We start from the raw sequence: 17304 nt of genomic DNA, 5'->3' as shown, positions 1-17304 counted from the left end.
TCTGCCGACGAGCCGCTCATGCGCCGCACAGAAGTCTTGAATCAGGACATCGTTCAGTTGCCGGCGCAGGCCACGTTCCCCAAGGCCGCAAGGCTGCTGAAAACGGATGAGTTCTCATCCGTTTTTCGTTTGCGCCCCTGGCGACGTTCGCCGCACTTCGTCCTGTACGGCAAGCCAACGGGTCATGCAGCACGGCTCGGGCTGGTCATCGGCAAGAAGCAGGCGCCGCGCGCCGTCACGCGCAATCTGGTCAAGCGGCTGGCGCGCGATGCGTTCCGGTTGCGGCGCGAGCAGCTGAGCGGCTTCGACATTCTCGTGCGGCTGCATTTGAAGATCGACCGCAAGGCCATGCCGAGCGCGAGTTCTCCGCCGCTTCGGGCGCTCATCGGTCAGGAACTGGAAGCCTTGTTCGACCGTGCGGTACGCGAAGCAGCGCGCCGTTCGGCCGATTCCGTGACGGAGCCGCCCAAGGCGCCCGCCGTCGACGACTCATCCGGCCCGAGCAGTTCATCCGGGTCATGAAGCGCAGATGCGCCAGGCTTTGTCTCAGTGACGAACCCGGCGCACAGCGCGAAGCTTATGCAAACGGCACTCCTCGCGTTGTTGCGCTTCTACAAGCTTGCTGTGAGCCCCCTGCTCGGCAACCGCTGCCGCTTTTATCCTTCCTGTTCCGACTACGCACGCGAAGCAATCCAGTATCATGGCGCCGCGCACGGCACGTATCTCGCCGTTAAACGGCTCTGCCGCTGCCATCCTTTCTCGGCCGGCGGCATCGATCTCGTGCCGGCTCCTCCGGGGCACGTCGGCGAACCCGACAAGCCAGCTTCGCAACCGGATTCCGCATCGTCGGACCCGTCCGCGCGCAACAAGCTTTCAACACTAAACGGCGCTGAAGCGCTTTCCGATCGACACTGAGACAACGCATGGATATCAAACGCACCGTCCTATGGGTCATCTTCTTCGTGTCAGTTGTCTTGCTGTTCGACAACTGGCAACGGGACCATGGGCGCCCGTCGATGTTCTTCCCGAGCGCGACGCAGCCGGCCAAGACCGCCGCCAACCCCGCACCCGGATCGGCGACGCCGGGCGCACAGCCCTCCGAACTGCCGAACGCGCCGGCCGGCGCCGCGCCTGGCACGACGACGCCGCCCGCCACGGCCCAGGCGCAGGTCGTCAAGTTCTCGACGGACGTGTACTCGGGTGAAATCGACACGCGCGGCGGCACGCTCTCGAAGCTCGCGCTGATGAAGGAAGGCGACGGCAAGCAGCCGAACCTCTACATCACGCTGTTCGATCACACCGCGAACCACACCTATCTGGCGCGCACCGGCCTGCTCGGCGGCGACTTCCCGAACCACAACGACGTCTTCACTCCGATTCCCGGCCAGACCTCGCTGACCGGTGACGAGAAGACGCTGAAGATCGCGTTCGAATCGCCGGTGAAAGGCGGCGTGAAGGTCATCAAGACCTACACGTTCACGCGCGGCAGCTATGTGATCAACGTCGATACGAAGATCGAGAACGTCGGCACGGCGCCGGTTTCGCCGGCCGTGTACATGGAGCTCGTGCGCGACAACACGCCGGTGGAAACGCCGCGCTTCTCGCACACGTTCATCGGGCCGGCGGTCTATACGGATCAGAAGCACTTCCAGAAGATCGACTTCAGCGACATCGACAAGAAGAAGCAGGACTACGTCAACTCCGCCGACAACGGCTGGATTGCGATGGTCCAGCATTACTTCGCGTCGGCGTTCATCCCGCAACAGGGCGTGAAGCGCGACATCTACGTCGAGAAGATCGATCCGGATCTGTACCGCGTCGGCGTCAAGCTGCCCGCGCAGACGATCGCGCCGGGACAGAGCGTCAACGTCGATGCCCGCCTCTTCGCCGGTCCGGAAGAAGAGCGCATGCTCGAAGGCATCGCGCCGGGTCTCGAGCTGGTGAAGGACTACGGCATGGTGACGATCATCGCCAAGCCGCTGTTCTGGCTGCTGGAGAAGATCCACAGCTACGTCGGCAACTGGGGCTGGGCGATCGTGCTGCTCACGCTGCTCATCAAGGCGGTGTTCTTCCCGCTGTCGGCGGCGAGCTACAAGTCGATGGCGCGCATGAAGGAAATCACGCCGCGCATGCAGCAGATCCGCGAGCGCTTCAAGGGCGATCCGCAGAAGATGAACGCGCAGCTGATGGAGCTGTACAAGACCGAGAAGGTGAATCCGTTCGGCGGCTGTCTGCCGGTCGTGATCCAGATTCCGGTGTTCATCTCGCTGTACTGGGTGCTGCTGTCGTCGGTGGAAATGCGCGGCGCGCCGTGGATCCTGTGGATTCACGATCTGTCGCAGCAGGACCCGTACTTCATCCTGCCGGTGCTGATGGCCGTCTCGATGTTCGTGCAGACCAAGCTGAACCCGACGCCGCCGGATCCCGTGCAGGCCAAGATGATGATGTTCATGCCGATCGCCTTCTCGGTCATGTTCTTCTTCTTCCCCGCCGGCCTGGTGCTGTACTACGTGGTGAACAACGTGTTGTCCATCGCCCAGCAGTACTACATCACGCGCATGATGGGCAAGAACCGCAAGAAAGCGGCGTAAGCGCGCTGTCGCGATTGCATGCGAGAACGCCCGGCTTGCCGGGCGTTTTTTGTTGGGGTGATGGCTTGTTGGCGATGGATCAGCGCTTCATCGACCCATAGAACTGCTCGATGAGTTCTTCGAGCAAATACCGATGATGCGGCGACAGCGACTCGATCTTGGTCGCCAGCTCGAGCGTCTCGCCCGACGCCGGATATTTCTCGTCGCGGGCCAGCGGCTTGGGCGGTCCCTTCGGACTTCCGCTCGGCGGCGGGCCGTAGTGCAGCCAATGCTGATCGACCTTGAACCATTCTGAAAGCGTCTTCAGCTTGTCGGCGGTTGGAATCGACCGGGCGGTCAACCATTTGTGCGCCGTCTGAGGCGAAACCGATTCGCCCCGGTAACGCAGATTGAAATGCAATGCGAGATCGGTCGCGCCGCGCATCTTTTCAGGTGCGCGGGTCATCGAGAATTTCAGCCGCTCAGAAAAATCGGCCTTTTCTTGTGGTGTAGGCATGACCGAATTGTGCGAAATATCCGCTGACAACAAGTCAACCAGCTACGCTAGATATGGCTTGTTTCATCCGCATTTATCTTGCTTACGTTGATCAAATTGCTGCTTGTAGCCAACATCATTTCATCAACAATGTCCTTCATTGTTGACTTATACGCCGATCCGCTCGTCAGCGCGGCCTGGTGGAGCGATACAGTCGAGTATCTCAAATAAGATAGCGCAAGAATCGTCCTATTGGCATGGCAAGTCGTCCGGATTTGTCGTCGCGATACAATGCGCGCACCCTTCCTCCCTCCGTTTTGACTGCCTTCATGTTGAGCAACGACACCGATCCGATCGTCGCAATCGCCACCGCGCCCGGACGTGGCGGCATTGGTGTGGTGCGGCTGTCGTTAGGTCGAGCGGGGGCGTCGGCGGCGCAGCAGGCAATGCTTGCTCTGTGCGGCGAAACGCTGTCGCCGCGGCATGCGAGCTACGTGCCGTTCCTTGATGCGGGCGGCGAGGCGCTTGATCGCGGCATCGCGCTTTACTTCCCCGCGCCGCATTCGTACACGGGCGAGCACGTGCTCGAATTGCAGGGGCACGGCGGGCCGATCGTGCTGCAACTGGTGCTGCAGCGTGCGATCGAAGTGGGCCAGGCGTTCGGCCTGAGGCTGGCCGAGCCGGGCGAATTCACCCGGCGCGCGTTTCTGAACGACAAGCTCGATCTCGCCCAGGCCGAAGCCGTCGCGGATCTGATCGAAGCCAGCACTGAAGCGGCCGCGCGTTCAGCCGGGCGGTCGCTGGAAGGCGCATTTTCACGTGAGATTCATGCGCTCGTCGAGGACGTGATCAATCTGCGGATGCTGGTGGAAGCAACGCTCGATTTTCCCGAGGAGGAAATCGACTTTCTCGAAGCCGCCGATGCGCGCGGCAAGCTTGCCCGCATCCGGCAGCAACTCGAGACGGTACTCGCCGACGCGCGCCAGGGTGCGCTGTTGCGCGAAGGTCTTTCGGTGGTGCTGGCGGGACAGCCGAATGTCGGCAAATCGTCGCTGTTGAATGCGCTGGCGGGCGCGGAACTCGCCATCGTTACGCCGATCGCCGGAACCACGCGCGACAAAGTGGCGCAGACGATTCAGGTCGAGGGCATCCCGCTGCACATCATCGACACGGCGGGATTGCGCGAGACTCAGGACGAGGTGGAGCGGATTGGCATCGAGCGGACGTGGGGCGAGATCGAGCGTGCCGACGTGGTGCTGCATCTGCTCGACGCACGCGAGGGTTTGAGCGTCGCGGACCGCGACATCGCCGCCCGCTTTCCGAAGGGCGTGCCGGTCGTGCGGATCATGAACAAGACCGATCTGGCCGGCATGCCCGCCGCTGCGCACGATGCCGAAGGCCACATTCGCGTCGTGCAGCTCTCAGCGAAGAATGGCGACGGCATCGCGCTGCTGCGCGACGAACTGCTCAAGATCGCCGGCTGGCAGGCGGGCGCCGAGAGTGTCTATCTGGCACGCGAGCGGCATCTGATTGCGTTGCGCGAGGCTCGTGAACATCTCGCGATGGCTGCAGGACATGCAGATCAACGTTCGCAAGTGCTCGATTTATTCGCCGAAGAGCTGCGGCTCGGGCAGGATAAGCTCAACGCGATTACCGGAGAGTTCAGCTCCGATGACCTGCTCGGCGTGATCTTCAGCCGCTTTTGTATCGGCAAGTAAGCTCACAGTCCGTGCGGCTCGCCGACTCCGCGCAGTTCGTTGCTAAGCCTTTCGCCCTCCTCCGGACGCCCGTGAAACGCTGCGGGCGTGTTCTGGAACATTTCGATCCGATACGCGCCGTCGCATAGCGAGAGCACCATGGTCTGGATGGCATTCAGCTTCGGATCGAGCGTGGTGGCGCCGCGCGGCCACATGCCCGCGATCGCGCGCACGAGCAGCGTGTGCCCATTCGCCATGCGCCGCACCTCGCGCACTTTCGCGACAAAGAGCGGCGTTGGATGTTGCTCGAAGATGGAACGCAGGTGTGCTTCGATGCAGGCGCGGCCATCAACCTGACTGCCGTCGAATCCGACGAGGCTGCCGCGTTCGGTGAAGCGCGCCGCCAGCGCGCGAGCGTCCTGGCGGTTCCAGTCTTCCAGCAACCCGAAATACGCGCGGCGCGCACTCGTGCTCCAGTCTTGCGCCTGGCTCATGCTGCCTTCTTCCATGCCGCGGCGAAGATGCCCGCGCCCATCAGGAGCGTGCCGCCGGTGCGATTCACGGCTCGCTGGACAGATGGCTTGCGAATCGCCTCGCGCGCGCCAGAAGCGAGGAGCGCGTAAGCGAACGCGTTGGCTGCCGCCAGACCGACAAAGGTGGCTTCGAGAATCGCAATCTGCGACACGCTCGCGACATGCGGATCGACGAATTGCGGCACGAAAGCCACGAAGAAGATGATGCTCTTCGGGTTGAGTGTCGTGACGGCATAAGCGTGCGCGATGATGCGGCCCATGCGGACTTCGTCGGTGGGCTGAGCGGCGTCGGTATCGATGACCGGCGCCCGCCACAGCTTTATGCCCAGATAAATGAGATAAGCCGCGCCGATCCATTTGACGAGCATGAACAATTCGGCCGAGGCCGCGAGCAGCACGCCGAGGCCGAGCATCGACGCGGTCATCGCGGTGAGATCGCCCAGGGCGACGCCCAGCGTGGTCGCCAGCGCGAACCTGCGCCCATGACCGAGCGCGTATGAGACGACCAGCAACACGGTGGGCCCGGGGATCGCGACGAGAATCGCGGAGGCGATTGCAAACGGAAGCCATTGAGCAAGGGTCATTACTTTCTCCTGAAGTCGAAGCGTCGATTTATCCATGAACGCACGGATGTGGCAATAGGCCGCCTGGCCAGCTTGACGGGTCGATGCGGTTGGGTCTGGATGTCGACGCGCGAACGAACGCGAGATCGTGCGGTGCAATATCCATTACCTCGGGCGGTTTTCAGCGGCTTAATGCCGCAGCTCGAAAGCTTTCATTTCCGATTGACGGCCTTTCAGGTTTTTTCGGTTAATTGCTGCGATTGGGCGATGCGATTTACCCGTGCCGCGGCATTCTGCCGTGTTGCGGACGCACACAAGTTGTGCTTGCAAGTTTTTCTCACTCCACTAGCATGACTTTTGCGGTCAACCGCTTTTAAATACGTAGCTAATTTCGAGTGATTAGTCGTTCGGAGGCTAAATATATGCAGAAACGCGCCAGTGCTCTCTTTGCGATGGTCGGCCTGTTCGCCATTGTCTCCACCGCGCAAGCCCAGGACAGCGTTGTTCAGCCTCAGCAGACATTCACCTTCCGGCCTAATTCGTATGGATGCTTGTCGAAAGACAAGTTTGATTCGGCCGATCAGCACCAGAAAGCCGGAGAGCATCAGAAGATGCAGCAGTATTTCGAAGGCTTCGAATGTATCTCGACTCCTGTCGATTCCCACTTCCGTGTATTACGCGTTGTCGGCCATGACGTCGAGTTCGTCAATGCGTCGAACAGCGATACACAAGGCATGTGGACGGCGGATCGTTTCATCGATCAATAATCCGGTCTGTATTTCTTTTGCATTTGATTTGTACGGCGCGATTTTCTGATCGCGTCGGTTGGTGTGTTTTGCTTCAGCTTTCAGCCTGAGTCTTCTTCTTTCCCACGCGTCGGACTTTTTGGTGCGCGTGCGTCGTCACGTCTTCCCATTTCCGTCGGATTCCCCGCACAATACCGGTCGCGCGTGCTCGTGTGCGTCGCACCGACCGCTTTTGCTCACCTGACTCGCCGGCCAAGCAGCCGGCGCCCGACGCTGAATGGCTCTCAAATCCACCATCTATAAGGCAGAGCTTCAGATTGCCGACATGGATCGCCACTACTACGGCGATCACTCCCTGACCATCGCGCGCCATCCGTCCGAAACGGACGAACGCATGATGGTGCGTATTGCCGCCTTTGCGCTCTTCGCGAGCGAACGGCTGGAATTCTGCAAGGGCCTTTCCGACACCGATGAGCCCGATCTTTGGCAGAAGGATCTCACGGGGCAGATCGAGACGTGGATCGAGGTGGGTCAGCCGGACGAACGGCGCATTGCCAAGGCGAGCGGCCGCTCTGGGCGTGTGATTGTCATTGCTTACGCGGGCAGGACGGCGGACATATGGTGGCAGGGGGTGAAGGGCAAGATCGATCGGTTGCGCAATGTGACGGTGTGGTCGCTTGAGGAAGGCGTCGGCGACGCGCTCGGCAAGCTGGCCGAACGGACGATGCGTTTGCAATTGATGATGCAGGATGGGGAGGCTTCACTCGGTAGCGAGACGGCCGATGCGGTTGAGCTGCGGTGGAGTGTGCTTAAGGGGTGATCGGTTTGTCGGCTGACGCTTCAGGCGGTCCCTTGAGTTCGATCATGTTGCCTTCGGGGTCGAACAGGTAGAGGGACGGGCCGAAGCCTTCGGCGCCGTAGCGGCGCGCTTCTTCGCCGATGGTCACGTTGTGGCTTTCTAGGTGGGTGCGGAGTGATTCGGCGTCGAAGGGCTCGACGCGGAGGCAGAGGTGGTCCATGTTGCGGCCTGCGCCTGGGTTGCCGCTGTCAGGTCGGTCGATTTTTGCGCCTACGCTCAGGAGGTCGATTAGAGAACGGCCTGCGCGCATTTGGATCAGGCCTAGGTCGCGCTGCTCCTTCTCGATCGGGCAGTTCAGCACGGTGCGGTAGAAGGTCACCATGTTGTCGAGGTCAGCGCAGCGGATCACGACGTGATCGATTTCGCGGATTGTGAAGGACATGGTGGGGCGCTTGAGGTGGGGGTGCGAGGGAGTTTAGCGCGGGGGAGGTGGGAATGAGAAAGGCCTGGCGTTTGGGCCAGGCCTTTTGAATTCGTGGTGGAGAGGAGGAGGATCGAACTCCCGACCTTCGCATTGCGAACGCGACGCTCTCCCAGCTGAGCTACCCCCCCAACGAAGCAAAATAATATCACAGCGGATTGGCTGAGGTGCAAGCCATCGGACGATAGCCGCTCCCGCTTATTTTGCAGGCGCTCCAGCGAGCACCCAAGCCACAACCGTCTTGATATCCGCATCATTCATACGCGGGTGGGAAGGCATCGGAATCGATCCCCAGACCCCCGCCCCACCATTCTTCACCTTCTTCTCAAGCTGCACGCTAGCCTGCGCTTGCCCCTTGTACTTCTCCGCCACTTGCTGAAACGACGGCCCAACGAGCTTGCGATCAACCGCATGACACCCCATGCACGCATTGCTGCGAGCGATGGCCATCGCGTCAGCGGCAGAGCCAGCCTGCTCCGCCGCCTGCGCATCGATAGCCACCACAACCATCGCAACCACAACCACCAACCCCCGCATCCTCATTTCACCGCCGGAGCAGAGCCTGAAGAAGAAGCCCCCGGATGCACGTCCGAATTCTTCACGGGCGCAGGCGCTTGCTGATCGAGCGGACGCGACGTCACCCCTGAATCAGGCACCGTCCCCACCGTAGCCTCCGCCGGAGCCGGCGCGCTAGCCGCCGACACCGCGCTCGCATCCGATGCCGCCGCCGCCTCCAGCGCCCGCGCCTCTTCCGGCTTGATGTACTGATACACCTTCACCACCTGCTCCACACCCGGCACGCGCGCCGCGACATCCGCGCCATGCGCACCTTCATCCTGCGTCACAAGCCCCATCAGATAAACGATGCTGCGCTCGCACACCACCTTGTAATAGTTCGCGCGCAGATCCTTCTCGCCGACCATCGCCGTCTTCACGCGCGTCTCGAGATACGAGTCATTGGCCCGCGACGAAAGCGAACTCGCCCCCTGCACCGACAGCTCATTAACGATACTGCCAACATTGTTGATATCGCGCACGACAGCCTCGGCCTTCTGCTTGGCCGCATCATCAGGAACCTCCCCAGTCAGCAGCACACGCCGATTGAACACCGTCACGTTCACATGCGCGGTATCCGGCAGGTTCTCGTTGATGCGCGAAAGCGCCTTCACCTGAATCTCGCGATCCTCCGTCTGGGCACCGAGCGTGCGCCGGTCGGTCGCGATCAAGGTTCCCCCGGCCGCCGCGCCGACCACCGCAAGCGCACAGCCCTGCAACGTCAACGCAACCCCCGACAACATGCTCAGCACCAGCGTGGCATTGGCCAAAGTCGCCTTGACGCGTGTCTTGTTCATCAACTCCGTTCCCCCTTTGAGTTTCAATCGTCGCCGAGCAGCATCGCATCGATGCCGTCGCACAGACAGTGAATGGTCAGCAGCTGGACTTCCTGGATCCGCGCCGTGCGCTCCGACGGCACGCAAATATGGATGTCGGTTTCGGCCAGCACGTCGTTCATTGCGCCGCCGCCGTCGCCGGACAGCGCGATCACGAGCATCTCGCGCCCGTGCGCCTCCTGGATCGCCGCAAGCACGTTTACATCATTCCCCGACGTACTGAGCGCCAGCAACACGTCTTCCGCCTGCCCCAGCGCGCGCACCTGGTTCGAGAAAATCTGCTCGAAGGCAAAGTCGTTGCCAATGGCCGTCAGGATCGAGGTATCGGTGGTCAGTGCAATCGCCGGCAAGCCCGGACGCTCCCGCTCGAAGCGGCCAATGAGATGCGCCGCGAAACGCTGCGCATCGGCAGCCGAGCCGCCGTTGCCGCACACGAGAATCTTGTTGCCATTGGCGAGTGCGCCAAAGAGCGTGTCGACGGCGGCCGCGATCGGGACCGCCAGCGCATCGAGTGCTTCGAGTGTGAGCGACGCGCTGTCGCGAAAATGCTGCTGGATACGTTCGACTGACATCGCTCTCGATCATCGGCCGCAACCTGCGGCGCCGTGCGGCATGTGAGGGTCTCGCCCGAAGCGCTGCCCGGACGAAGGTTGTTGCGCAGTTTACCGCATGCATCACGCAGCACGACGCTGCTTCAGGCTTCGTCCGCGCGAAAGGCGTCGGGCAGCCAGTGGATGCGGCCGGCATCGAAGGTAACGACATCGAAACGGCACGCCGGCAACTTGCCGCGCCAGGTCGCCAGAAAATGCTCCGCGGCACGCACCAGCCGCGCACGTTTCCTGGCATCGATACTCGCGGCCGCCTGCGCGAACCGCCTGCTCCGCCTCGCCCGCACTTCGACGAACACCAGCGCGCAGTGCGCATCGAGCATCACGAGATCCAGCTCGCCGCCGCGGCACGTCACATTGCGCGCAACCAGGCGCATGCGCCGCCGCTGCAGATAGTCGAGCGCGTGAGCCTCGAACGCATCGCCGAGCGTCTTGGACATGGCTTCTCCACGAAAGTTGTCGACGGGACGGCGACATCGCGCGTGGCAAAATGACGTCCTTTCCCCCGATGCCCGTCACATGTCGTCACTTCCCGCGTCACTCTCCGGCCTCGCCGATGGACAGATCTATCCGACGGGCGCGCTCTACGTGGTCGCCACCCCGATCGGCAATGTCGCGGACATCACGCTGCGCGCGCTGCATGTGCTCGGACTGGCGGATCGCATCGCCGCCGAAGACACGCGCAACACGTCGCAATTGCTCGCGCGCTACGGCATCTCGAAACCGTCGATCGCCGTACACGAGCACAACGAGAAGAGCGCCGCCGAACGCGTGATCGCGCATCTGCGCAACGGCGAGCGCATTGCATGTGTCTCGGATGCCGGCACGCCGGGCATCTCCGATCCTGGCGCGCGTCTCGTCGATGCCGTGCGTGAAGCCGGTCTTCCCGTGATCCCGCTGCCGGGCGCCAGCGCGCTCACGACAGCCTTGAGCGCGGCCGGCGCCTGGGTGAAGAGCTTCGCGTTCATCGGCTTCCTGCCGACCAAGGCGAAGCAGCGCGCCACGCATCTGCGGACGCTCACGCATCATCCAATGGCGCTGGTCTTCTACGAAGCGCCGCACCGGATTGTCGAGACCGTACGCGCGCTCGCCGAGGCCTTCGGCGGCGAACGGCAGTTGTTGATTGCCCGTGAGTTGACGAAGTTACATGAGAGTCTGCATCGCTGCACCCTGGCCGAAGGGCCAGCATGGCTCGAAGCCGATGCGAACCGTCAACGCGGCGAGTTCGTGCTGGTGGTGGAAGGCGCGCCCGATGCCGAGGACGCGGATGACGCCCACGACGGCCTGCTCGGAACCTTGCTGGAGGAGTTATCGGTGAAGAGCGCGGCGCGCATTGCCGCGACCTTGACCGGCGCGTCGCGCAATGTGCTGTACGAGCGCGCACTCATGCTCGCGAAGCGCGCAGGGCACGAGAACCACGAAGACAACGACGAATAAAAACGGGCCGTCGCAAGACGGCCCGTCATGGTTCTGGAACGACGAAAACTCGTTCAGGCGATCAGTTCACGCTGTCGTCAGCCAGCGACTGCGCCTGTTCTTCGCGAGCCTCGCGCGCTTCCTGCTGCGTGAGCCCTTCGATCTTCACCTTCTGCGTACCCGTGCCGCGCATGCCGAGCACAGCCGCGGCGGCATAGGACAGGTCGATCACGCGTCCGCGCACGTACGGGCCACGGTCGTTGATCTTCACGACGACCGTCTTGTGATTCGCCTCGTTCGTCACGCGAACCCACGAAGCCAGCGGCAACGTGCGGTGCGCGGCGGTCATCGCGTTCATGTTGAACTTCTCGCCGCTCGCGGTCTTGCGGCCATGGAACATGCGGCCGTACCACGACGCCTTGCCCTTCTGTTCGAAGCTGCCGACGTCCGGACCGGTGGTGATCGGCTCGGCGTCAGACAGCGACTGTGACGGCTGCGCCGGCTTGTCCGCCGGAAGCGCGGAAAGGTGCGAATCGAAAGCGAGCGGCCCGACCGGGCGGGCACTGCTCGTGCTAAGAGACTTAGTAGTCTGAGGATTGGATGCGACATCGCCCGAACCCGGCGCGGCGCAACCAGCCAGCACACCAACGGCTAGCAGGCTCCCGACATGTCGAATAAATCGAGCATTCATAGACGTGTACCAATGATAAAAGTGCAGCCGCGCTGCGCTGGTCGGCGCGCGCAAGGCTGCACGAGGCATGGCCGCGCCAAAGCACAAAGCCGCTCGGTCAAGCGAACGGCCGGCCCTGCACGGATGCGGCGTACTCGTGCCGCAAAGCCCGGTTATTGTTCACGTCTGGCGCAACCTGTCCCCGGCAGCCTGACCAGACCCCACATGCCGCCATCGAACATGGCATCACGCTCGTGCGCTGGACAAACCAGTAAAAGCGCAGGAACGGCGGCGTAGGCCCCATCCGGCGTGACGGCAGCAAGGCCATCTGACAGACGCGCAGCGTCTGGCCGGACAAGACGTGTGCACCTACGGAAGGTGCTTGAATTGCGATTGCGAGGCTTTTGGCCCCCAACTGCGTACTGAAGGCAATTGTAAAAACGCGCTAGCGTCTGAACATTCACCTGATGACAGCATGGTGACTCCCATGCACAAGTAGTGCCATTATACAAAAAAACCGGGGTTGAGCTCGCCGGACTGTGCAAGCCGTCATTGATTTTCACTATGACCGTAAGAATTGCCGGTTCCCTCCTCGTTTTCAGTCACAAAACGCGGCCCATCGCTCCCCAATGCGGCTCGGTACAATGGACGTTTTTACAGCCTCACTTGTACCCACGACAGTCATATGAAAGTCATTCTCGTTCCCGTGACGCCGTTCCAGCAGAACTGCTCCATCGTCATCTGTGAGACGGCCCGGCGCGCGGCCGTCGTCGATCCGGGCGGCGACATCGAACGCATCATTGCTGCGGTCGAGCAGCAAGGCGTAACGGTCGAGAAGATCCTGCTGACGCACGGCCATCTCGACCATTGCGGCGGAGCGAAAGCGCTCGCCGACCACTACGGTATACAGATAGAGGGCCCGCATCGGGAAGACGCGTTCTGGATCGACCAGTTGCCGGAGCAGACGCACCGCTTCGGCTTCTCGAATGCAGAAGCCTTCACGCCCGCCCGCTGGCTCGATAACGGTGACACCGTGCAGTTCGGCGACGAAACCATGGAGGTGTATTTCTGTCCCGGCCATACGCCGGGTCATGTGATCTTCTTCAGCCGGGCGCATGAGGTGGCATTCGTCGGCGATGTGCTGTTCGCCGGATCCATCGGCCGCACGGACTTCCCGCGCGGCAATCACGCCGATCTCGTGCGCTCGATCCGCGAAAAGCTGTGGCCGCTCGGCGACGACGTCACCTTCGTGCCGGGCCACGGGCCAGCCTCGACATTCGGCGAGGAGCGTCGCAGCAATCCCTACGTCGGCGATGGAGTCCCCGCGTGAATGCCATTCCCGAAATCTATGTCAGCACCGACGTCGAAGCCGACGGCCCCATTCCCGGTCCGCATTCGATGCTGAGTTTCGCGTCGGCCGCGTTCACTGCCGACAAGCAGCTCATCGCCACGTTCTCCGCGAATCTCGAAACGCTCGAAGGCGCCGCGCCGCATCCGGTGCAGGCCGCCTGGTGGAAGACTCAGCCCGACGCGTGGGCGGCCTGCCGCAAGGACCTGCAAAAACCCGAGCCGGCACTGCGGGCCTATGTCGAATGGGTGGAAGCCTTACCGGGCAAGCCAGTGTTCGTCGCGTATCCGGCGGGCTTCGACTTTACCTATATCTTCTGGTACATGATGCGCTTCGCCGAGCGCTGCCCGTTCTCTTGGTCGGCGCTCGACATCAAGACGCTCGCCTTCGCGATGACCGGCCTGCCGTACCGCAAGGCCATCAAGCCGCGTCTGCCCAAGCACTGGTTCGACGAGTTGCCGCATACCCACGTCGCACTCGACGACGCCATCGAGCAAGGCGCGCTCTTCTGCAACATGCTGGCGGAGTTGCGCGCCACGCAAAAGGCGGCTGACGCCACGGCCGGGACACCCGAAGACACGGAAGGTAAAACCGCGCAGTGAGGCCAGCGAGTTAGGGAAACTCCCTCAGTGCAGCCGCATTGCATTGCGTTTCTTTTCCGAGGCCTCTACCATAAGAGTCAGATCGCGACCGAACGGAGGCGCAGTTGACTCTCGATACATTCTCACAAAAAATCCTGCGTCTTCTGCAACTGGATGCACGACGCTCCGTTCAGGAAATTTCGGATCAGGTCGGGCTGTCGAGTACGCCGTGCTGGCGTCGCATCAAGGACATGGAGCAGTCCGGCGTGATCCAGCGCTACACCGCGCTGCTCGACCGCGAAAAGCTCGGCCTGCACGTCTGCGCACTCGCGCATATCCATCTCACGCGGCACACGGAAGGCGGCGTCGAGCAATTCGAGCGCGAGATCGCGACCTGCCCCGAAGTGACCGAGTGCTACAGCACCACCGGCGAATCGGACTACATCCTCAAGATCGTCGCGCCGGACATCAAGGCATACGACGCATTCCTGCACGACCGCATCTTCAAGATCCCGGCCGTCGCGCAGGTTCGCACCAGCGTCGTGCTGCGCGAGATCAAGTTCGATACGCAGTTGCCGCTTTGAGCCGAAGCACCGGCGCTACGGCCTGACGCTTCAGGTTGCACGGTCGTGATGCGGAGCGCGGGAAAGTTCAAGCGCCTGTGTCAGGCGAATTTCACGCGCGCCTATTCGTCGGGCGAGTGCGTCGAAGTCAATCGCACCGAGCCTTGCTTCCGTGTCTTTCACGGCCGGGGCCGGCAGGACGATCTCGACGGCAAAGCCGCCGCTCAGATAATGCAGGCCCAGCGACTGAACCGCTAAGCCATGCTGAGCAAAGGCACTGCGCACGGCTTCGCTGACCACCGAACGCAAGGGGAAGTGGCCCGGCAACGGATTGAGCTCGTCGCTTTCCGGATCGACGTGAATGAGCGCATCGAGCACGCGCGGGTCGGCACGGACATGGGCGCGCGCCGACTCCGCGATGAAATGACCTTCCGAAACCGATATCAGCGGATCCACGAGAATATGAGCGTCGACCATGGCGAGATCGCCCATCTTTCTCGTGCGTAGTTCATGCACTTCCCGCACGCCGGGCGTGTTCAGCAAAATCACACGCAAATCATTCGTGGTGGTTTGATCGAGCGCGCGGTCGGACAAATCCTGCAACGCGTCCCACGCGAACGTCCATCCCATTTTCCCAATCAGAAAGCCCACAAGCGCCGCGGCGATGGGATCGAGAATACGAAAACCCGCCAGACTGCCGACAATCCCCAATGCCACCACCAGCGAAGAAGCCGCATCAGAGCGCGCATGCCACGCATTTGCGACCAGCATGGCTGAACGAACCTTTTCGGCGGCGCGGAGCATGAACCGAAACAATGCTTCTTTCGAAATCAATACAACGATTGCCACCGGCAGGGCGATCGCGTGAACTGGCGGAATATCCTGAAGGTTCACGAGTCGCGTTCCGGCGCGCCATAACATGCCGACTCCGACCGCGATCAACAATCCGCCGAGGAATAATGACGCGACGGTCTCATAGCGGCTATGCCCGTAGTTATGATCGAGGTCCGGCGCGGCGGCTGCATGCCGATTGGCGATCAGAACAATGAAATCGGACACGATATCGGCCAGCGAGTGAATGCCGTCCGCAATCAAGGCCTGGGAGTGAGCAAGAAAACCGACGACGAGTTGCGCAATCACGAGTCCGCTATTCAGCCCAATGCTCGCCCAGGTCGTCCTGCGTGCAACTGCCTGCTTTTCAGCAATAATCGAACTCGAAAGTGACATGTGATTGCGTCCTGGCTTGCTCAGACGGTCACTTTAACGCGCGGCGCGCAAATAATGCCGGGTTTGCATCGTATGTTTGAAGCCGGTCTGCAAGAATTTCGGACAACGCTACTGCGGCATTCATCGCCGCAGAAAACCTGTGCAACAAAACAGAAAGGCCGCGCCCCTGCGGACGCGGCCTTTACCGGCAATCTTGACGCAAAAAATTACTTGCTGATCAGGAAGCTGTCGCGGTCCTGTCCGGCAATCCATTTCGGCGGCTTGCCGCGGCCAGACCACGTGCTGCCGCTTTCCGGGTCGCGATACTTCGGTGCGACGCCCGAACGGCTGCGCGATGCCTTTGACACCTTTGCGCCCCGGCCGCCAGCGAGCTCCTGAAGCGTGATGCCGTAATCCGCCATTTTCTGCTTGATCTCATTAAGTACTTCGGCGTATTCGCGCGACTTCGCTTCTTCAATCTGGCGTTCGAGAGACTCGCGCTGTGCGAGCAGTTCCTTGTATGAAGGCATGGCAATTCCCTAAGTGGTTTGCTGATTTACGAATCGACTCGCTCGCTTGCAGTTTTCGGTATAGCCTCGGACTGGCACGCAGATTAACACAGTTCTGATTAACGCGGCACATGCGGTTTGCCGCTTAATAAACTTTTGCGACTTTCTTCGTAAGATTTGCCGATAATTCCGATCTCCGCAGCATCGTCCATTAGGCTTAAAAAGATACGGAGCAATTGAAATAAGCATGCCGCACTGGCATCGCATGAGAACAATCAACCCGACACCCCCCCAACGTTTCATGGAATGACAGCTTGCCGGCCCATTCGCCAGATTTTGTAATGTCCATGAGAGGTGTCCGTCTCTTTTACCATTCAGTGGGAATTCAGACGTTTCGCTCAAAACAATCGATAAGCGCCAGCTTCAGTTCATCCTTTGTTTCCATGGGCTTATCGAATGTAAAACGATTGCGACACTCTTCATGCTGCAAATCGCATCCGTAACGGTCAATCCCCATTAATCGGGTTCCGGCAGGCCGGCCGGGATAAGTGTCGAGATATTCACACAACGATGATTCGTCATCGTATGAAAGCGGCTCGAGCGGATCCAGCTGGTCTTCGCCGAGCCAGCCCATCGCGCCAAAGCCGCCGATATAACGCATCCGCGCCAGTTTCATCACCCAGAAAGAGAAGTCGCCCAATTCCAGATAACGCGCCGCTTGTGGGTGATAGCGCAGATAGCGTCGCGCGAGCCGGTCGCTCTCTTCCGGCGCCGCAGGCGAGAAAGCGCCGAGCATCGTCAGGCGCTGTCCCTCCAGCACGTTGCCGTGTCCCGCGTGCGTGACCAGAAAGCCTGCCTGCGCATTGGCTTGCAGGTTGCGCGTGTGTTCGGCGAGACGGCTGATCAGCAGCATCGGCAGGTGCTTCGCGGTCAGTGCGAACGGCAGGGCGGTCGGATACGGAAAGCCCTCGGGTTCGCGCGAATGCGTGGCGAGCGTGCCTTCCGCGACGTGATGCAGCAAATGGAGCGGGGCCTGCGACGGAATATGCATTGAATCCTCGTACGGCTGCGATATGTCCACGCGATGGTAATGCAGCGCCCTCAAGCGTGTCTCCTGGCCGTTCGAT

22 protein-coding genes and 1 tRNA gene are annotated in these 17304 nt (G+C 61.3%); 10 read left to right on the top strand and 13 right to left on the bottom strand.

Features of this window, described 5'->3' with window-relative positions:
* Positions 1 to 18: 18 nt before the first annotated feature.
* From rnpA to yidC, 3 genes are read left to right on the top strand one after another with little or no spacing between them, the layout of a single operon-like run.
* Positions 19 to 522: a ribonuclease P protein component gene (rnpA, locus tag QCE83_RS14240; protein WP_309811205.1), complete on the top strand. Its 504-nt coding sequence runs from the start codon at positions 19 to 21 to the stop codon at positions 520 to 522.
* Between the two features lie 57 nt (positions 523 to 579).
* A complete protein-coding gene (gene yidD, locus QCE83_RS14235; protein ID WP_309811770.1) occupies positions 580 to 915 on the top strand; it encodes a membrane protein insertion efficiency factor YidD in 336 nt (111 codons plus the stop codon).
* Between the two features lie 8 nt (positions 916 to 923).
* A complete protein-coding gene (gene yidC, locus QCE83_RS14230) occupies positions 924 to 2591 on the top strand; it encodes a membrane protein insertase YidC (RefSeq protein WP_309811202.1) in 1668 nt (555 codons plus the stop codon).
* A 79-nt stretch (positions 2592 to 2670) separates the two neighbouring features.
* Here the strand turns inward: yidC and QCE83_RS14225 are convergent, their stop codons facing one another.
* Complete coding sequence (locus tag QCE83_RS14225; protein ID WP_309811766.1) at positions 2671 to 3087, bottom strand: transcriptional regulator; 417 nt, start codon at positions 3085 to 3087, stop codon at positions 2671 to 2673.
* Positions 3088 to 3395: 308 nt separating this feature from the next.
* Here QCE83_RS14225 and mnmE point away from each other — a divergent pair, with 308 nt between their 5' ends.
* Positions 3396 to 4784 carry a tRNA uridine-5-carboxymethylaminomethyl(34) synthesis GTPase MnmE gene (gene mnmE / locus QCE83_RS14220; RefSeq protein WP_309811199.1) on the top strand — a complete coding sequence of 463 codons (1389 nt, stop codon included), beginning with the start codon at positions 3396 to 3398 and terminating at the stop codon, positions 4782 to 4784.
* 2 nt (positions 4785 to 4786) lie between these two features.
* On the opposite strand, the gene QCE83_RS14215 is transcribed toward mnmE, so the two are convergent.
* Both QCE83_RS14215 and QCE83_RS14210 read right to left on the bottom strand, forming a co-directional pair.
* Entirely contained in the window at positions 4787 to 5257 is a 471-nt protein-coding gene (locus QCE83_RS14215; RefSeq protein WP_309811196.1) for an SgcJ/EcaC family oxidoreductase, read from the bottom strand.
* On the bottom strand, positions 5254 to 5880 hold the full coding sequence (locus QCE83_RS14210; protein ID WP_309811193.1) for a LysE family translocator: 627 nt from the start codon (positions 5878 to 5880) through the stop codon (positions 5254 to 5256). Before QCE83_RS14210 ends, QCE83_RS14215 begins: the two co-directional genes overlap by 4 nt.
* A gap of 401 nt (positions 5881 to 6281) precedes the next feature.
* Here QCE83_RS14210 and sap1 point away from each other — a divergent pair, with 401 nt between their 5' ends.
* Complete coding sequence (sap1, locus tag QCE83_RS14205) at positions 6282 to 6626, top strand: surface attachment protein Sap1 (RefSeq protein WP_309811190.1); 345 nt, start codon at positions 6282 to 6284, stop codon at positions 6624 to 6626.
* A 256-nt stretch (positions 6627 to 6882) separates the two neighbouring features.
* The gene (locus tag QCE83_RS14200; RefSeq protein WP_309811187.1) at positions 6883 to 7425 is read left to right on the top strand and encodes a YaeQ family protein; all 543 of its coding nucleotides are present in this window, start codon (positions 6883 to 6885) and stop codon (positions 7423 to 7425) included.
* Here QCE83_RS14200 and QCE83_RS14195 read toward each other — a convergent pair.
* The 6 genes from QCE83_RS14195 to QCE83_RS14170 all read right to left on the bottom strand — a co-directional run bounded on the left by QCE83_RS14195 (position 7415) and on the right by QCE83_RS14170 (position 10324).
* Positions 7415 to 7846 (bottom strand): VOC family protein, encoded by a 432-nt coding sequence (locus QCE83_RS14195; RefSeq protein ID WP_309811181.1) that lies wholly within the window; start codon positions 7844 to 7846, stop codon positions 7415 to 7417. The genes QCE83_RS14200 and QCE83_RS14195 overlap by 11 nt on opposite strands.
* Before the next feature lie 94 nt (positions 7847 to 7940).
* Positions 7941 to 8016, bottom strand: a tRNA-Ala gene (locus tag QCE83_RS14190).
* A 67-nt stretch (positions 8017 to 8083) separates the two neighbouring features.
* The gene (locus tag QCE83_RS14185; RefSeq protein WP_309811763.1) at positions 8084 to 8422 is read right to left on the bottom strand and encodes a c-type cytochrome; all 339 of its coding nucleotides are present in this window, start codon (positions 8420 to 8422) and stop codon (positions 8084 to 8086) included.
* Positions 8423 to 8424: 2 nt separating this feature from the next.
* Positions 8425 to 9237: a BON domain-containing protein gene (locus QCE83_RS14180; RefSeq protein WP_309811179.1), complete on the bottom strand. Its 813-nt coding sequence runs from the start codon at positions 9235 to 9237 to the stop codon at positions 8425 to 8427.
* Between the two features lie 23 nt (positions 9238 to 9260).
* Complete coding sequence (locus tag QCE83_RS14175) at positions 9261 to 9848, bottom strand: phosphoheptose isomerase (protein ID WP_309811176.1); 588 nt, start codon at positions 9846 to 9848, stop codon at positions 9261 to 9263.
* 122 nt (positions 9849 to 9970) lie between these two features.
* Complete coding sequence (locus QCE83_RS14170) at positions 9971 to 10324, bottom strand: YraN family protein (RefSeq protein WP_309811173.1); 354 nt, start codon at positions 10322 to 10324, stop codon at positions 9971 to 9973.
* A gap of 79 nt (positions 10325 to 10403) precedes the next feature.
* Between QCE83_RS14170 and rsmI the strand changes: the two genes are divergently transcribed.
* On the top strand, positions 10404 to 11321 hold the full coding sequence (gene rsmI / locus QCE83_RS14165; RefSeq protein ID WP_309811170.1) for a 16S rRNA (cytidine(1402)-2'-O)-methyltransferase: 918 nt from the start codon (positions 10404 to 10406) through the stop codon (positions 11319 to 11321).
* A gap of 61 nt (positions 11322 to 11382) precedes the next feature.
* On the opposite strand, the gene QCE83_RS14160 is transcribed toward rsmI, so the two are convergent.
* The gene (locus QCE83_RS14160) at positions 11383 to 11991 is read right to left on the bottom strand and encodes a septal ring lytic transglycosylase RlpA family protein (RefSeq protein WP_309811168.1); all 609 of its coding nucleotides are present in this window, start codon (positions 11989 to 11991) and stop codon (positions 11383 to 11385) included.
* Between the two features lie 664 nt (positions 11992 to 12655).
* Here QCE83_RS14160 and QCE83_RS14155 point away from each other — a divergent pair.
* The 3 genes from QCE83_RS14155 (at position 12656) to QCE83_RS14145 (ending at position 14483) form a co-directional block, all read left to right on the top strand.
* The gene (locus QCE83_RS14155; protein WP_309811165.1) at positions 12656 to 13300 is read left to right on the top strand and encodes an MBL fold metallo-hydrolase; all 645 of its coding nucleotides are present in this window, start codon (positions 12656 to 12658) and stop codon (positions 13298 to 13300) included.
* Positions 13297 to 13920 (top strand): exonuclease, encoded by a 624-nt coding sequence (locus QCE83_RS14150; RefSeq protein ID WP_309811161.1) that lies wholly within the window; start codon positions 13297 to 13299, stop codon positions 13918 to 13920. The genes QCE83_RS14155 and QCE83_RS14150 overlap by 4 nt, the downstream gene beginning before the upstream one ends.
* A 104-nt stretch (positions 13921 to 14024) precedes the next feature.
* Positions 14025 to 14483: an Lrp/AsnC family transcriptional regulator gene (locus tag QCE83_RS14145; RefSeq protein WP_008352298.1), complete on the top strand. Its 459-nt coding sequence runs from the start codon at positions 14025 to 14027 to the stop codon at positions 14481 to 14483.
* Between the two features lie 30 nt (positions 14484 to 14513).
* Here QCE83_RS14145 and QCE83_RS14140 read toward each other — a convergent pair whose 3' ends face one another.
* From QCE83_RS14140 to QCE83_RS14130, 3 genes are all read right to left on the bottom strand, one after another.
* A complete protein-coding gene (locus QCE83_RS14140) occupies positions 14514 to 15689 on the bottom strand; it encodes a cation diffusion facilitator family transporter (RefSeq protein WP_309811158.1) in 1176 nt (391 codons plus the stop codon).
* A gap of 206 nt (positions 15690 to 15895) precedes the next feature.
* The gene (locus QCE83_RS14135; RefSeq protein ID WP_309811155.1) at positions 15896 to 16198 is read right to left on the bottom strand and encodes an H-NS histone family protein; all 303 of its coding nucleotides are present in this window, start codon (positions 16196 to 16198) and stop codon (positions 15896 to 15898) included.
* A gap of 364 nt (positions 16199 to 16562) precedes the next feature.
* Positions 16563 to 17228: a DUF2470 domain-containing protein gene (locus QCE83_RS14130; protein ID WP_309811153.1), complete on the bottom strand. Its 666-nt coding sequence runs from the start codon at positions 17226 to 17228 to the stop codon at positions 16563 to 16565.
* Positions 17229 to 17304 lie beyond the last annotated feature (76 nt).

The sequence above is a fragment of the Caballeronia sp. LZ034LL genome (genome assembly GCF_031451215.1).
In the GTDB taxonomy this organism is placed as follows: domain Bacteria; phylum Pseudomonadota; class Gammaproteobacteria; order Burkholderiales; family Burkholderiaceae; genus Caballeronia.
This window is presented reverse-complemented; position numbering and strand designations above follow the sequence as displayed.

Bases quoted from the DNA above. Each gene is read 5' to 3' on its own strand.
- rnpA (WP_309811205.1), top strand. From the start codon at position 19: ATGCGCCGCACAGAAGTCTTGAATCAGGACATCGTTCAGTTGCCGGCG.
- yidD (WP_309811770.1), top strand. From the start codon at position 580: ATGCAAACGGCACTCCTCGCGTTGTTGCGCTTCTACAAGCTTGCTGTG.
- yidC (WP_309811202.1), top strand. From the start codon at position 924: ATGGATATCAAACGCACCGTCCTATGGGTCATCTTCTTCGTGTCAGTT.
- QCE83_RS14225 (WP_309811766.1), bottom strand. From the start codon at position 3,087: ATGCCTACACCACAAGAAAAGGCCGATTTTTCTGAGCGGCTGAAATTC.
- mnmE (WP_309811199.1), top strand. From the start codon at position 3,396: ATGTTGAGCAACGACACCGATCCGATCGTCGCAATCGCCACCGCGCCC.
- QCE83_RS14215 (WP_309811196.1), bottom strand. From the start codon at position 5,257: ATGAGCCAGGCGCAAGACTGGAGCACGAGTGCGCGCCGCGCGTATTTC.
- QCE83_RS14210 (WP_309811193.1), bottom strand. From the start codon at position 5,880: ATGACCCTTGCTCAATGGCTTCCGTTTGCAATCGCCTCCGCGATTCTC.
- sap1 (WP_309811190.1), top strand. From the start codon at position 6,282: ATGCAGAAACGCGCCAGTGCTCTCTTTGCGATGGTCGGCCTGTTCGCC.
- QCE83_RS14200 (WP_309811187.1), top strand. From the start codon at position 6,883: ATGGCTCTCAAATCCACCATCTATAAGGCAGAGCTTCAGATTGCCGAC.
- QCE83_RS14195 (WP_309811181.1), bottom strand. From the start codon at position 7,846: ATGTCCTTCACAATCCGCGAAATCGATCACGTCGTGATCCGCTGCGCT.
- QCE83_RS14185 (WP_309811763.1), bottom strand. From the start codon at position 8,422: ATGCGGGGGTTGGTGGTTGTGGTTGCGATGGTTGTGGTGGCTATCGAT.
- QCE83_RS14180 (WP_309811179.1), bottom strand. From the start codon at position 9,237: ATGAACAAGACACGCGTCAAGGCGACTTTGGCCAATGCCACGCTGGTG.
- QCE83_RS14175 (WP_309811176.1), bottom strand. From the start codon at position 9,848: ATGTCAGTCGAACGTATCCAGCAGCATTTTCGCGACAGCGCGTCGCTC.
- QCE83_RS14170 (WP_309811173.1), bottom strand. From the start codon at position 10,324: ATGTCCAAGACGCTCGGCGATGCGTTCGAGGCTCACGCGCTCGACTAT.
- rsmI (WP_309811170.1), top strand. From the start codon at position 10,404: ATGTCGTCACTTCCCGCGTCACTCTCCGGCCTCGCCGATGGACAGATC.
- QCE83_RS14160 (WP_309811168.1), bottom strand. From the start codon at position 11,991: ATGAATGCTCGATTTATTCGACATGTCGGGAGCCTGCTAGCCGTTGGT.
- QCE83_RS14155 (WP_309811165.1), top strand. From the start codon at position 12,656: ATGAAAGTCATTCTCGTTCCCGTGACGCCGTTCCAGCAGAACTGCTCC.
- QCE83_RS14140 (WP_309811158.1), bottom strand. From the start codon at position 15,689: ATGTCACTTTCGAGTTCGATTATTGCTGAAAAGCAGGCAGTTGCACGC.
- QCE83_RS14135 (WP_309811155.1), bottom strand. From the start codon at position 16,198: ATGCCTTCATACAAGGAACTGCTCGCACAGCGCGAGTCTCTCGAACGC.
- QCE83_RS14130 (WP_309811153.1), bottom strand. From the start codon at position 17,228: ATGCATATTCCGTCGCAGGCCCCGCTCCATTTGCTGCATCACGTCGCG.